General features: G+C 44.5%; 11 protein-coding genes. 7 read left to right on the plus strand and 4 right to left on the minus strand.

Annotation, left to right across the window (positions count from 1 at the left end):
- Positions 1 to 13: 13 nt before the first annotated feature.
- The 4 genes from ACTWPM_RS14275 to ACTWPM_RS14290 all read left to right on the plus strand — a co-directional run bounded on the left by ACTWPM_RS14275 (position 14) and on the right by ACTWPM_RS14290 (position 5,822).
- Positions 14 to 964, plus strand: coding sequence for an aldose epimerase family protein (locus ACTWPM_RS14275; RefSeq protein WP_443133699.1), 951 nt, complete (start codon positions 14 to 16; stop codon positions 962 to 964).
- The gene (locus ACTWPM_RS14280) at positions 965 to 2,917 is read left to right on the plus strand and encodes a beta-galactosidase (protein ID WP_443133700.1); all 1,953 of its coding nucleotides are present in this window, start codon (positions 965 to 967) and stop codon (positions 2,915 to 2,917) included. It abuts the gene before it with no gap.
- 201 nt (positions 2,918 to 3,118) lie between these two features.
- The gene (locus ACTWPM_RS14285) at positions 3,119 to 4,522 is read left to right on the plus strand and encodes an FAD-binding oxidoreductase (RefSeq protein ID WP_443133701.1); all 1,404 of its coding nucleotides are present in this window, start codon (positions 3,119 to 3,121) and stop codon (positions 4,520 to 4,522) included.
- Entirely contained in the window at positions 4,515 to 5,822 is a 1,308-nt protein-coding gene (locus ACTWPM_RS14290) for a (Fe-S)-binding protein (RefSeq protein WP_443133702.1), read from the plus strand. Before ACTWPM_RS14285 ends, ACTWPM_RS14290 begins: the two co-directional genes overlap by 8 nt.
- 100 nt (positions 5,823 to 5,922) lie before the next feature.
- On the opposite strand, the gene ACTWPM_RS14295 is transcribed toward ACTWPM_RS14290, so the two are convergent.
- Complete coding sequence (locus ACTWPM_RS14295) at positions 5,923 to 6,690, minus strand: DsbA family oxidoreductase (RefSeq protein WP_443133703.1); 768 nt, start codon at positions 6,688 to 6,690, stop codon at positions 5,923 to 5,925.
- Positions 6,691 to 6,723: 33 nt separating this feature from the next.
- Between ACTWPM_RS14295 and ACTWPM_RS14300 the strand changes: the two genes are divergently transcribed.
- The 3 genes from ACTWPM_RS14300 (at position 6,724) to ACTWPM_RS14310 (ending at position 9,625) form a co-directional block, all read left to right on the plus strand.
- Complete coding sequence (locus tag ACTWPM_RS14300; RefSeq protein WP_443133704.1) at positions 6,724 to 7,122, plus strand: cytochrome-c oxidase; 399 nt, start codon at positions 6,724 to 6,726, stop codon at positions 7,120 to 7,122.
- Positions 7,123 to 7,238: 116 nt separating this feature from the next.
- Complete coding sequence (locus ACTWPM_RS14305; protein WP_443133705.1) at positions 7,239 to 8,636, plus strand: FAD-binding oxidoreductase; 1,398 nt, start codon at positions 7,239 to 7,241, stop codon at positions 8,634 to 8,636.
- A complete protein-coding gene (locus ACTWPM_RS14310) occupies positions 8,633 to 9,625 on the plus strand; it encodes a bile acid:sodium symporter family protein (RefSeq protein ID WP_443133706.1) in 993 nt (330 codons plus the stop codon). The genes ACTWPM_RS14305 and ACTWPM_RS14310 overlap by 4 nt, the downstream gene beginning before the upstream one ends.
- A 642-nt stretch (positions 9,626 to 10,267) precedes the next feature.
- Here ACTWPM_RS14310 and ACTWPM_RS14315 read toward each other — a convergent pair.
- The 3 genes from ACTWPM_RS14315 to ACTWPM_RS14325 form a co-directional block, all read right to left on the minus strand.
- Positions 10,268 to 11,185: an ArsR/SmtB family transcription factor gene (locus tag ACTWPM_RS14315; protein WP_443133707.1), complete on the minus strand. Its 918-nt coding sequence runs from the start codon at positions 11,183 to 11,185 to the stop codon at positions 10,268 to 10,270.
- Between the two features lie 93 nt (positions 11,186 to 11,278).
- Positions 11,279 to 12,673 carry an MFS transporter gene (locus tag ACTWPM_RS14320; protein ID WP_443133708.1) on the minus strand — a complete coding sequence of 465 codons (1,395 nt, stop codon included), beginning with the start codon at positions 12,671 to 12,673 and terminating at the stop codon, positions 11,279 to 11,281.
- Between the two features lie 19 nt (positions 12,674 to 12,692).
- Positions 12,693 to 14,507 carry a glycoside hydrolase family 2 protein gene (locus tag ACTWPM_RS14325; protein ID WP_443133709.1) on the minus strand — a complete coding sequence of 605 codons (1,815 nt, stop codon included), beginning with the start codon at positions 14,505 to 14,507 and terminating at the stop codon, positions 12,693 to 12,695.
- Positions 14,508 to 15,176: the final 669 nt, after the last annotated feature.

The raw sequence follows: 15,176 nt of genomic DNA on the forward strand, positions 1-15,176 counted from the left end.
GGGAGAGTGGAACATGGTTGACCTGCCGGTAATAGAAAGAACTACATTTAAAGGACTAGAAGCAGTCGTACTTGAAAATGAGCAGATCCGCTGTGTCATTCTTCCTTCTTATGGCGGGAAAATGGTCAGTTTCTACGATAAGGAAGCAGCCTATGAATGGCTGTTTCAGACGGCAGCTTCAGAGTTAATTGTCCCACCTTATGGGGCCGATTTTTCGAAATATGATTCGAGTGGCTTTGATGAAATGTTTCCAGGGATCGATCAAGGCCCTCATCCTGCCGATTGGGAAGAGATTCCCGATCATGGAGAGGTATGGGCGCTGCCATGGAACTGGCAAAAGACAGAGGCAGGGATCACTCTGGAAGTGGAAAGTCCCAAATTTCCTTATACATTAAGAAAAACAGTTGCTTTAAAAGGCTCAAACGTCGAGATTGAGTATGAAGCATGGAATAAGAGTGAGAAACCCTTTCCTTTTATCTGGACGCCTCACGCCTTATGGAATTTAAACGATTCTACGAAATTGGAAATTCCGCAGGGGTTAGATGAAGTCATAAATGTTGAAAAAGGGACGCAGCATTTAGGAGAGTGGGGAACGACTCATTCGTATCCCGAAACTCAGTCGCTGAAAACAGGGGAGACGCTGGATTTAGCCGAACTTGAGCCAAAAGAAGACGATACGGTGGAAAAGTATTATTTTACCGATCGTCTTGACGAGGGCTGGTGTTCACTCATTCAGGAAGACATCCGTCGCAAGCTAACCTACCGTTTTCCGGAAGATAAAGTCCCGTATCTAGGAATTTGGAAAACCCGTGGAGGCTATCGAGGGGAGTATAATGTAGGAGTTGAACCATGTACTGGAGTTTATGATGACGTGTACCTCGCTGAAAAAATCGGGAAGGTTTCACGGATTCCTGCTCGAGGCTCTTATACGTGGTCGTTAACGTTTGAAATTGGAGGGGTATAAATGACGTACTTAGGTGTAGATTACTACCCGGAACATTGGCCGAAAGAAATGATTGATGAAGATCTTCAAGGTATAAAAGGTCTTGGGGCGAACATCGTAAGGATCGGTGAGTTTGCGTGGCATTTAATGGAACCGGAAGAGGGTAAGTTTGATTTTTCTTATTTTGATGCCGTAATTGAAAAAGTGAAAGAACAGGGGATGCACGTAATGTTCGGAACGCCGACAGCGACCTTCCCTGCCTGGCTTGCTCATAAAGAACCTTCTATATTATCAGAGGATGAGAATGGTCATACAAGGGTATTCGGCGGGCGCCGTCAATATTGTTTTAACTCCGACGTGTACCGTGAATACGCTGGAAGAATTACGCGGAAGCTGGTCGAGCATTACAGCAGTGAAGAAGCGATTATTTCCTGGCAGGTGGATAATGAATTTGGTCATGAAGGCAGTGATATGTGCTACTGCGACCAGTGTCATAGCAAGTTTCAGCAGTATCTTGCAGAAAAGTATTCATCCATCGAAGCTTTGAATGAGGAATGGGGGACGATTTTTTGGGGGCAGACGTACAATGACTTTTCAGAAATCCCTGTGCCGAAGCCGACCGTAACGACTCACAATCCGAGTTTAAAACTGGAATGGGCCCGTTTTCGTTCGTTTTCTGTAAACAGCTTTACTCATGAAATGACGGAGATTGTCAGGGAAGCTAAAGGAGGCGGCCAGGATGTTACCACGAATGTTTCCGGTGGATTTTTTGATAAATGGTTCGACCATGCGGAAAATGTGAAGCCTATGGATTACGTGTCTTATGACAATTATCCTGTTTGGGGCGGGCTGGAAAAACCGATCCCGCCAGAAGCGATTGCGATGACGCATGACTTTAACCGCGGCCTTAAGGATCAGAACTACTGGATTGTGGAAGAGTTGATGGGCGCCCAGGGGCACGATGTAATTGGCTATTTACCAAGACCAAACCAGGCGAAGATGTGGTCGTACCAGGCGTTTGCTCATGGCTGTAACAACATGCTCTATTTCCGCTGGCGCGGCATGACAAAAGGCGCGGAGCAATTCTGCTACGGTGTAGTTGATCACGATAATGTCTACGGCAGAAAGTATAAAGAAGTTCAGGCGCTGTTTACCGACATTCAACAGTATGGAGAGCTTTTAGAATCCCGGATTGAAGCTGAAACAGCGGTTTTATATGATTACGATAATATCTGGTCGTGGCGATCGCAGATTCAGAGTAAAGATTTTGACTTTAATGAAGAGCTATTGCGAATGTACCGCCCGTTTTATAAGCGGAATATTCCGATCGATGTCATTCCTGCGGACCGGGAGCTTACGAAGTATAAGGTGGTCGTGGTACCTGTTATGCAGATGATGGACGAAGCACTGGCGGAGCGTCTGCGCTCGTTTGCGGCTGACGGAGGTACCGTCCTGTTCTCTTTCAGAGCCGGATTAAAAGGAAAAGATAACAACCTGAGGCTTGGTGAAGTGCTGCCGGGATTGGTGCGCGACCTGACTGGTGTACGTGTGGAAGAAATCGAATCGCTGACGAAAGAACATGCAGTCGAGCTAAAAGGCGAAGGTGATTTCGCTCAGACAAGTGGCTCGGTAGCTGTGTGGAGGGATCTCCTTGTGGCGGAAACAGCGGAGGTTCTCTACCATTATCAGGATCAATTCTATGAAAACTATGCGGCTGTAACTAGGAATGAAGTGGAAAAAGGAAGCGTCTATTATATTGGCGGCGGATTAAATGAAACTCCTCTTGATCAGATGGCGGAGCGGATTCTTGAAGAACAGCAGATCGAATATATCGACTCTCCTGAGGATGTAGAGGTTTATCAGCGGGTAGTAGATGGCATAAGCTATTTATTCGTCATGAATCACAGCCCTTCCGTTAAGAGTTTCGAAGGTAGTCAGCTTCAACCCTATGAAAGCAAAATTATAAAAAGATAAAGGATAGGGATTAATTTCCACCTCAGGTCATCCAGAATCTGGATGACCTGAGGTGGAAGAAATACCCATGATAAAGAACCGGCGCAATCGTACTGCGCTGGTTCTTTCTATTCTCTATCAATTTATGGAAATTTGTTTTATACTTTTTACTAGATATAATTATCTGAAAATGACATATTTTCACAGAAAGGAGAAGGTTTTGTGGAAGAATGGATTCAGCTGCTCAAGAAGGTTATCCCGTCTAAACAAGTTTTAACAGATCTAGCAGACCGCTATAGTTATAGTTTTGACGCTTCTTTTGGAGAGCACCTTCCAGAGGCTGTCGTTCAGGCGAAAAGCAATGAGGAAGTTATGGAAGTACTTAAAATAGCTAATGAATATCATATCCCAGTTTATCCGAGAGGACAGGGGACGTGTCTAAGCGGAGGTCCGCTTCCTGTACACGGAGGTATTGTGCTGGACATGTCCCAGTGGCCGGAGCGTATTGAAATGAGTCCTGATGACTTAACGGTTACCGTATCCCCGAGTGTACTAACCGGAAATATTAATAAAGAAGCCGAGAAGCACGGGCTGATGTATGCTCCAGATCCGAGTAGTGCCCACGTGGCTACCATCGGCGGGAACCTGGCAGAAAATTCAGGAGGTCCGCGCGGATTGAAATATGGAGTAACTAAGGATCACGTCATTGGGTTAAAAGTGATTACACCGGAAGGAGAATTGATTCGAACGGGTGGCGGTACCATTAAAAATGTAACCGGTTACGACCTTACGAAGCTGATTGTCGGTTCAGAAGGCACACTTGGAGTAATTACAGAAGCGACCCTGAAGCTTTTGCCTAAACCTCCGGCTGTCCAAACGTTAATGGTCTCTTTTGACGAGGTGAGAAAAGCAGCTGAAGCCATTTCACGGACCTTAACGTCGGGGATTCTTCCTTCTAAGATGGAATTCATGGATCAAGCCTGCATTGAAGCTGTGGAAAATTTCCAGCCCGCCGGTCTGCCTGTGGATGCGGCAGCCATTGTCATTATTGAACTGGACGGTCACCCCGAAACACTAAAAATCGAACGCCGATTAATAGAAGAAATTATGGAGAACATCGGAGCGCGTGACACGGTGGTGCCCGAGACAAGCGAAGAAGCTGAAAAAATCTGGCACGCCAGAAAACAGGTTTCGCCGGCGATTGCTAAAATTAAGCCCACAAAAGTTTCAGAAGATGCTACTGTTCCCCGCAGTAAAATTCCAGATTTGATTGATCGACTGCAGGTGATAAAGGAAAAATATGATGTAGAAGTCGTCGTATTTGGTCATGCAGGAGATGGAAATCTGCATCCGAACATCCTGTGTGATAAACGTGACCAGGAAGAAATGAAAAGGGCGGAGCTTGCGGTAGAAGAGTTGTTTGAGGCAGCGGTAGAGCTTGGTGGAACGCTTTCCGGTGAACATGGCATCGGCACGATGAAAGCCCCGTTCATGGAAATGGAAGTTGGCGAAATCGGAATCGATATGATGAAGCGGATTAAAGAAGCATGGGATCCAAATGAAATTATGAATCCCGGTAAAATTTTCGCGGAAAAAGGGCAGAAGTTGGTGCTTCGTAATGAGTGATCTGCAAACGTTAAGCCAAAAGCTGAATTATGATAAAACGTTCGACTGCGTGCAGTGCGGATACTGCTTACCGGCATGTCCGACGTATGAAACAATGGAAAGAGAAACTCATTCCCCGCGCGGCCGTATCAATCTTGTAAAGATGGTTGCGGAAGGGAAGGCAAGCGTAGAAGATTTACAGGAACCGATTGAGAAATGCCTTGGCTGTATGGCCTGTACGACCGTTTGTCCGACTAACGTTCAGTACGGTGAAATTCTGGAAGGAGCGATGGGGGTCATTGACGAATATGAGGTGAAATCAACCTCCCAGCGAGTGACCGAAGACTTCTTATACGATTCCTTTTTCCCGTCCTCAAAGTGGATGAACACCCTCGGTCACGCAACATGGCTGTATCAAAAATCCGGCTTGCAAAAAGTGGCCCAGACCTTTCAGTTAACTAAAGTCGCTCCTCTGCATCTGGATCAATTTGAAAAAGTCCTTCCAGATTTGCCTTCGCCTAAGCGTAGGAAAGAACAGCGCGCTAAGCGTTATATTCGCAAACGTCCGGCTACGGCAAAAGTTGCTTTTTTCCCAGGCTGCATTATGGATAGTATGTTTTATGAATCGAATCAGAAAACGATTGAACTGTTACTGCGAAGCGGGGCAGAAGTGGTTTTGCCAGAAGCGCAAACGTGCTGTGGTGCGCTGCACGCTCACTCAGGGAAAATTGATACATCGATCGAACTTGCGAAGCAGAATATTGAAGCATTTGAAGAGGAGAAGTTTGATTACATCGTCAATAATGCGGGCGGCTGCGGAGCCAGACTAATCGAATACCACCATCTCTTTGAAAAAGGAACACGGTGGCATGAACGCGCGTTGGCGTTTGTGGCTAAAGTAAAAGATATTTCTGAAGTGCTGACCGGATTGGACGAGCTGGTGTTCAATCAGCCTCTGAATCGGACGATTACGTATCAGCCTTCCTGTCATATGACGAATGTTCAGGGAGTCACGGAAGCTCCGATTCAGCTGATTCGTAACATCCCAGGAATTGAGCTGAAAGAACTCGATCGTCCAGATTTCTGCTGCGGATCAGCAGGGATTTATAACATTGTGAACTACGAAGATTCCATGGATATTCTCGATGTAAAAATGAAAGATGTCTGCGGAGTGGATCCAGATGGAATTGTAACGTCCAATCCAGGCTGCCTGCTGCAGATGAAACTCGGGGTTGAACGCGAAGGCAAGAGTGACCAAATTGATTCTATTCATTTAGTCGATTTATTAATGGAAGCCGATCCCGAACCAGCTTGGAAATAATATAACGGCAATGAAGAAATACAAAAAATTACCACCTCAGGTCATCCAGATTCTGGATGACCTGAGGTGGATTTTTTTTCTATTTGCTTATTTCCTTGTCTTATTCGCAGCTGTCATCTGTGCAGGTTGATCCCTTTTCACCGGAAAAAGTTTCAAACGCGGGGGCTTTCTTCTCTTCTGAGTAAGCTTTCTCCAACGCCTGGGTGAATATTTCTTTCGGCTGGGCGCCGGAAACTGCATACTTGCGGTTGATTACAAAGAAAGGCACGCCTTGTACTCCTACCTGATGAGCTTCTGTTTCTTCCGTGCGAACGAGTTCCATATAGTCTGTGCTCCCCAATACCTGACGAACTTCACTTTGGTCGAGTCCTGCTTCTTGAGCCAGCTCGATCAGGGTTTCATGATCGCCGATATCTTTAGAATCGGTGAACACGGCACGGAAAAGAACCTCCGCTGTCTCTTGATCAAGTCCTTTTGTTTCAGCGAATTTTGCGACACGGTGAGCATCCAGCGTATTCGTTGGAACCATTGTGTCAAACCGGAAATCAAGACCAACCATGGACGCCTGCTCCTCCATATTCCTGGTCATCTCTTTAGCTTCCTCTAATGAACGTCCATACTTAGCAGCGAGCTTTTCATGCATGGAATGTTCAGAGCTGCGCTCCGCATTAGGATCAAGTTCGAAACTTTTATAAACGATTTCTGCTTTTTCTTCATTTGGGAAGTTCTCCAAAGCTTGTTCTAATCGGCGTTTTCCAATATAACAAAACGGACAGACAAAGTCTGACCAAATTTCAATTTTCATAACTGCTTCACCTCTTCCATAGGATACATCTCCATTGTAAGGATGTGCAGGTGTGAAATCCATTATTCTGATTAACTGGGATCTGGAATAGAGTGAATGAAGGAGGTGAGTATCATCGGAATAACACTAATAAAAATCTCCACGATTTATTTTGTAATGGGGGTTTTACTGGGATACTACATGTCTATCGTCCATGATTACGCATTAGCGCCTGTACATGTGCATATCAACTTATTAGGATGGACGGCTTTAACACTTGCTGGTATCTTATATCATTTATTCCCGCAGCTCGCTGTTTCAAAGTTAGGGAAAATTCACTTTTGGCTTCATAATATCGGCTTACCTCTAATGATGGCTGGACTTTTTCTAATGAGTACTCTTCAGCTTGAATCATTGACGCCGGTTATTGCGGGTGGTGCGACACTTACGACAGCGGGGATTTTGTTTTTTGCGCTGAATGTGTGGATGCATCTTAAGGAAGAGAAGGCAGCATAAATCTGCCTTCTCTTTTCTTTATGAATGCACTTCCAGCATACGTTGTAGTTTTCAGATAATTGTGATAATATTATCCAACAGTTTAACCCTGCAAATGGAGAAAGGAGTCGAATAATATGAGTACAGACGTAGTAGTTTTACAAGAGAAGCTGCTGCAATTTTTGAGAGAGGATCAAGTGAGTATCAATGAGACGATTCTCTATCAACATAGTAAAGATGAATCCTATCATGAAGGAAGTCTCCCTGATCTTGTGGTCTTTCCAGAAAGCGCGGAGGAAATCAGTAAAGTGATAAAAGTGGCAGATGACTCCGGTACACCAGTTATTCCGTTTGGATTAGGATCAAGTCTGGAAGGACATGTAATCGCTTACGATAAAGGGATCACAATTGATTTTTCTTCCATGAATAAGGTCACCGAAATACGGGACAAAGACTTTCTGGTAAAAGTGCAGCCTGGAGTAACCAGGTCGCAGTTAAACAAGGCTTTAAAAAAGCATGGATTATTTTTCTCGGTAGATCCAGGGGCTGATGCTACTCTTGGGGGGATGGCTGCTACAAATGCGAGTGGGACAACATCAGTGAAATACGGCGTAATGAAGGATCAGGTTCAGGATCTGGAAGTTGTTTTACCCAATGGAGAAATCATTCACACTGGAAGCCTGGCGAGAAAATCATCTTCTGGATATGATCTGACCAGTCTCTATGTGGGCTCGGAGGGGACGCTTGGCTGTATAACAGAGTTAACATTAAGAGTCTATGGTATTCCTGAACACGTTATGGCGGCGAGAGCCTCCTTCCCGACCATTGATCACGCGGTAGAGGCTGTGATTTCGATGCTGCAAGCAGGCGTTCCTGTTGCCCGTGTAGAGCTGCTGGATGAAGCTTCTATTCGAAGAGTGAATCAGTTTAATGGGACGGATTACATAGAAAAAGCAACTCTGTTTCTAGAATTTCACGGTAATGAGGCAGGACTTCAAGAGGACGTCGCTTTTATGGAAGAAATCGTGAGGACTCATGAGTGTGAAGTCATCCATTTTGAAAAAGATAATGCGGCGCGCACGAAGCTCTGGGAGGCAAGGCACAATTTAGCCTATGCCTACATTCATGGCAGTCCTGGTAAAAAAATGATGGTGACTGACGTCTGCGTGCCGATCTCGGAACTTGCGGGTGCGATTCGACATGGCAGAGAAAAAATTGCTGAGCTGGATCTTGAGTCAGGTATTCTAGGCCATGTTGGGGACGGGAACTACCACGCGCTCCTTATGATCGATATGGAAAATGAAGAGGAACTCCAAAAAGCTGAGAAATTCAATGAAGAAATTGTAGAGTATGCACTGGCCCGAGGAGGCACCTGCACCGGAGAGCATGGAGTCGGCAAAGGAAAAATGAAATATCAGGAGCGGGAACATGGGAAAGCTCTTCCAGTGATGGAAGCGGTCAAAGCAGCCATTGACCCTAAAGGAATCATGAATCCTGGTAAACTGGTTGATAATGAAAGGAGGAATGATCAATGAAGGTGATCGAATCCATAAGTCGAATCGCTGGAAAGTATTTTGCCCTATGGGTCATAGCAGCAGCTCTCATAGCTTTCTTTTTACCAGATGCATTTCTCGGTCTCGGAGCGTATATTACGATCCTGCTCGGAGTCGTCATGTTTGGGATGGGGCTAACACTAAAGCCGGTGGATTTTCAATTGGTGATCAAAAAACCACTTCCTGTTGTAGCAGGGGTAGCGGCTCAGTATCTACTTATGCCGCTTATCGCCTTCGGAATTGCTTATCTGCTTAATCTTCCTGCAGAATTAGCGGCTGGACTGGTCCTGCTTGGATCGGTACCCGGTGGGACGGCTTCTAATGTTATGGTTTATCTAGCCAAAGGTAACCTTGCGCTGTCCGTGGCGATGACCTCTTTTTCTACTCTGCTTGCTCCGATTCTTACGCCGGTGATTTTATTGATGCTCGCGGGACAGTGGCTTCCGGTGGATCCGGTTTCTATGTTTCTATCGATTGTCCAGGTCATCATTGTACCGATCACGCTGGGAGTTCTTATCAGGAAGCTATTTCCGCGAACGGTGGATAAAAGTGCAACGGCGATCCCACTCATTTCAGTACTGGCTATAATTATTATTGTCTGTGCTGTTGTGGCGGCGAATGTGGAAAGTATTACTAGCTCTGGACTGCAGATTTTTACGGCTGTAGCTCTTCATAATCTGCTCGGTCTTATACTTGGATATGGGGCTGCTATGCTGATGAAACTGGATGAGAGCAAACGGCGTGCGATTTCCATTGAAGTCGGCATGCAAAACTCAGGTCTAGGCGTGGCGCTTGCAACGGCACATTTCGGACCTCTCGCTGCCCTGCCGAATGTGGTTGCGGCGGTATGGCATAATATCTCTGGCCCCATTCTGGCTACTTTCTGGTCCAAGAAACCGGTGAAGGAAGAGGAAGAATTGCAGGCTCAGAGTGAGGAGGTGGAGAGAAGAGTTCAAAGGACAGGCAATTGACCACCTTTTTTATATAAACTCTGTTAAACTCTCGTGTTGATTTTAAGGTAAAGCTCCCCTTACTGGAAGACTCAGTTTCGAGACTTTTGTGAGAATTAGGTCCTGCGGGGGACGATTTCGCTTTCCGCGGGCATGTGCTGAGCTTCCTCGGGCTTAACAGCCCTGCGGGATCTCACCGATCATGTTCATCCCGCAGGAGTCTTCATCGTCCCCCTCCGGACCTGGCCGAATCATAAACTCGAAACCACTTCATACATGGATTGCTTGGTGAGAAAAAAAGCATGGGATAAGAGTGTATTTTCATGCTAGAACCATGTAAAAAAGATTGTCATAGAAGTATTTAGGAACTATTTAGAAGGAGATCATCCCCTCTTCTGGAAGGGGCCGTTATTTCCCCACCAACCTGCTCCTCATCTCGTAATGGACCCAATATATCTCGAAATCGAGCCTTCAACTATCCGGCCCTTTAGCGAAGTAAGCCTTTTATTATAAATCAACCATAAACTTTAACAGCCTCTTATATAAAGGTATTTTGAATGGAGGCACATGGATGTATGCTGCCCTATTTTGAAATGGAAAAAGTTACGGTATAACGACAAAAAAGCTTCCCTGCTACTAGCGGGAAGCTCTTTTTTATGGAAATTAAGACTTTTCATATTTAATGGTCATCACAATCCCCTGATCATGGTTTCCGAAGTTGGGGCCGAATAAATTCATACCGCCTTTGTTCACAGCTTCCTCTTTGATGCCTAATTTGAAAGCTACATACGGGTAATCACGAAGCTTGAGATCTTCAATGGAAAGCTCAGATACTTTTTCGTTATCAATATAACAGCCATCCTCTTTGATTTTCCATTGTTTCAGCTGCCCATATTGAGTCAAGCTGGTCCGCCACCATTCAGGAGTGTAGATTCCCCGTTCGCCCCCAAAATCTCCCGGAGAGGTCCAGGTTCCGGCCTCCTTATGATTAATCCAGGCGGTGATATCAGAAGGCCAGGCCAGTTTGTAGTTTGGCGCTTCTGAGCAAACTTCTGCACTAAAGGTGACTTCTTTTGTGGTCCACTCGTAAGGAATACGGTTAGGGAATCGATACTCGACGTATCCATCTCTGAAATAAAGCAGCTGGGCATGCTTTCGTTCCGTTTCGTAAAAAGAGCGCGGGTCATCCTGGTGTCCGATATACTCATCCGTGCCCACCAGTCCGCAGTTAGGAACAGCGTAACAATCCAGGTAATCTCCAATATTCATCTCAAGAGTAAGTTCCTGTTCATTAGACTGTTCTTCTTTGTTAAATAAGTCCATGATGATCCGGTCATAATTGATGGCACTTACTTTTTGGGTTCCTCTTCCCGGCACCAGTTCCGTCACAATTAATTCGACTTCCTCCAGCTTATTAATATGAGAGGCGGTCGTAGAAAAGGGGAGTTCCAGCTTTTCTGCTAATTCATTTACGTTATGAGGTTTATCACTTAATAGATTCAATATATTAATTCTCGTAGGATTGGATAAAACTTTGCTGATCGGCAGCATATTTTCAAAGGTTAGGGACAATTTTTTCAATGCGTAGGCCTCCGTGTCTAAAAGGATCTTTTCCATAGTATAACAAAATTATAAAAGGAGAAGGATACGAATCGTATTCCTTCTCCTTTCCCATTAGCTTTGAGGGGAAGCCTCGGTTTCCTGTTTTCTGAGGTTTATTTTTTCTACAGTTTCTTTATATTCCGTTTCTGTATAGGAGTAGAAGTACATGATGATAAATCGGATGATGGAACCTAGTGCAGGAAGTAAAGCAATGACGAAAAACAGCATGTCGAGTGTAAATTCACTCTGCGCCTGATTGGACTGATAGTTGATGGCTGTCAGAATCAATCCGGTAGCTCCTCCGGAAACAGCTACAGACAATTTGCCGGTAAAGGTTTGCCCGGAGAAAATAACAGCTTCGTTTCGTTTTCCAGTCTTAAGTTCGGTGTATTCAATCGTTTCTGCAAGCATTCCTGAGATTAAAGGACCGGTTGTGGTATAAAGCAGCATCGTAATTCCGATAAAGATAAAGGATACAACGACACTGGAATAGCCAAGACTGAACCAGACAATTCGAATGAGAACATCCGCTGCAACGATCACCATAAGCATGTGCTTTTTCTTATACTTGTGAGCAAGCTTTGGAATGATAAAAAATCCGATACAGCTGGCAAAGCTGATAATTCCGAAAATCGTCATTAAGGAAGCGTTTCCAAGATTGTACGTAAAAAAGTAAATATTCAAAGCCTGGGTAATATTCATGAATACATTACAGAAGAAGACGACCAGCACGGCAAACATCGGTTTATTGGCTCTAATAGCCCGAACCCCGTCTGAAAACTGCACCTTAGCCTTAGGCGGTTTTACTCGTTCTTTCGTATTGCGAAAGCCGTTTAACATAATCGGCAGAGCAATCGCCATCAATACGATGGTGGCAAGCAGGTAGCCCTGTCCCATGTCATCCCCGCCAAGCCATTCGGTCAGCGGAATGAAAATCGTAGGAGACAAAGCAATCCCTGTAAACACTCCCATATTGGCAAACGTTATCAATTTTGTTCGTTGCTGTGCGTCCTGACTCATAACGGAGGACAGGGACCAGAATGGAACGTCAGAAGCGGTATAAACCATCCCCCAGATGATATAAGTTGCACCGGCATAGATAACTTTGGCGGTCATACTTAAACCATCCAGTGGAATAAAACAGGCAATAGTAGATAGAACAATTAAAAACGGCATGTATTTAAGATAGGGCCGGAACTTGCCATGTTTAGAATGAAGGGTATCCATAATGGAAGCCATTAAGGGATCATTTATGGCATCCCACGTTCTCGCGATCAGGAAGATCAGACTGGCAGCTGCCGCTGATATTCCTAAAATGTCGGTGTAAAAAAAGAGTACATAAGAACCTAATAGACCAAAGCTGATACACTGCGCAAAGCCGTAACCGAAATAGGAAGCAATCTCTTTTTTCCGGATATCCTCCTTATACGTTCCTTCTGTCTGCGAATTCTGTTTAGCTGTTTCCACAGTTCTCTCCTCCTTCTTGTTATTCAAAAATAAACCCATCGGCCTGAGCGGAAGATAAAATCGAGCGAATTTCCTGCTGATCAAATTTCTCGTTATGATCGTGGTCCAGCAAACCATTGACTTCCTGTTCCACGTCTGTCAGCTGCGTATAGCAGAATCCCTGAAATGAACTGGTTTCCATAACTGCTTTCATTAGTTTCTCAAATCTTGCTAAAGCGTCCTTTTCCGTTTGCGGGCGGGAACCGTATCCCCATGTATTCGCGTCTCCTTGAGAGCTGAAGGCGATCCCGCCAAATTCACTCATAATGATAGGTTGACCACTGTACTCATAATTAGCGGCAAAGTTCTGCTTTTTGCTTGTTTTTGATGGACTTCCATTTACGTAGGAAGCTTTCTCCTTATAGGTGGCAGTTATTTCTTCTGCAGAAGAGTTATAGTCATGAATCGTTAAAATATCCGTAACGGTGTGTTCCCAGCCGTCATTTCCAACTATCAGCCTTGTAGGGTCCTGAGCTTTGGTCTGATAGTATAGAGCGTTTACAAAATTCTGCTGATCTTTGCGGTGGTAAATTTCGTTAACTCCCCATGACTCATTCATCAGCGTATAGACAATCACTGAAGGATGATTATAATGCTTCGTTACCATTTCTCTGGTTTCTTTTTGCATGGCCTGCATGGATGAATCGGAAAACTTAAATATACTTGGCATTTCAGCCCACATTACAAGCCCCAATTCGTCGCAAATCGTCATATATCTGCGTTCGGCAATCGTTTGATGACGTCTGACACCATTGAATCCCATTGCTTTTACTTTCGTTAAATCAGAGTGCATCTGCTCATAACTTGCCGTCATTAGTGAATCTTTATAATAGCCTTGATCCAGGATTAACTTTTGATAGAAAAATTCCTGGTTCAGCAGAATTTTGTCATCCTTCACTTCAATGCTTCGCATGCCGAAGTAGCTTTCCGCCTGATCGACGGTTTCGTCATCGACTTTTAAAGAAAAGTAAATATCATATAATTGCGGCTGGTCCGGCGTCCAATAATAAACTCGAAAATCAGCCTGGTCGGATTCGGCGTCTACCTGGAAATCAACTTTTGTTTGATTGGGTTTAATCCAGGCTCCTGCTGAATGGATCCATTCATCTTTGAAGTAAACGTGGGCTTCCAAATAAGCCTTCGACTGATGAAACGGAAGTTCAGCTTCAACTTGTAAACTGGATTGGGATAAATCGGGCGTCATCTTCACATCTTTCAAATGCAGAGAGGATACTTCTTCGAGCCATACCGGCTGCCAAATCCCCGTTGTCCTCGTGTACCAGCATAAGAAGTTCTCTGACTTCCATGATTGCTTCCCGATAGGCTGCTCGACCCCATTTCTATCTTCAGCCCGGACAGTGATCACATTGTTTCCACCCCGTACAGCGGAGCCAATTGAAAAGTTGAAAGGAGTGTGACCACCGATGTGATCTCCAACAAACTGGCCGTTTACCCATACCTTTGTATGGTAATCGACGGCTTCAAAGTGCAGGAGAAGCTCAAGATCATCTTTTTTTTCCCAGTGAAAACTACGTTTATACCAGACTACATCGTGTGGTTCCTGTGAATTGATACCAGAGTTCTTACATTGATAAGCGTAAGGAACTTTAATCTGCTGCGGCAGGCTTTCCTCGGCCTGATGCCAGCCTTCCTGTTCGCCAATATTTTGATCATCCCAGGCGAATTCCCAGGTTCCATTTAAGTCGTACCAATGATTTCTTTTAAACTGTGGTCGAGGGTACTCGACACTGCTGCTAGACTTTTTCTCAAGGCGAGAAACAGAGCTCACCACCATTACAACCTCTCCCGTTCTGTTTATAAGTAAGGGCTTTCATATGTTGTTTTTTATTATTACATATATAGTTGTTTTATTACAAGTATTTTAGTAATAAAAATAATATTCTTTTGAATTTTAGAGTGATCTAAGTGAGAGAACTGGATTTCAAGCAGGGGGATGATAAGTTCTGGGAGTTGGTGTGAAGGGACAAAAGAATGCTTGGGCTTGTAACACATAGAAGGATCGAACGCAGGAAAATGACCAGTTATTATTGCGGAGATACCTTGAAGCTTTTTTACAGATTCAAATTATTTCAAGTGGCATATACAGGTTTAATAGGTAAATTCCTCTGTTGAAGAAGACAAAAAAGAAGAGTTGAATGTAAAGCTCAACTCTTCTTTTTATAGGTATCATTATGGGATCTAAATCTGAACAGGGAAAGGAGGGACGACTCTTTTTCTTGAACATCTTCAGCCGTTCAAATGTTAAGAAACGGATTTTTCACGCTCTTTGCCTCTGTTAAAGTTTATTGTTGATTTTTCATAAGAGACTTCTTAAACAATAGGGCCGGATAGTTGAAGACTCGATTTCGAGATATATTTGGTCCGTTACGATATAAGGAGGGGGCTGGTGGGGAAATAACTCGCTTTCCTATGGCCCTACACGACGTAGGGTCGATCGACGTTG

The organism is Halobacillus sp. K22 (assembly GCF_052246795.1).
GTDB lineage: Bacteria > Bacillota > Bacilli > Bacillales > Halobacillaceae > Halobacillus.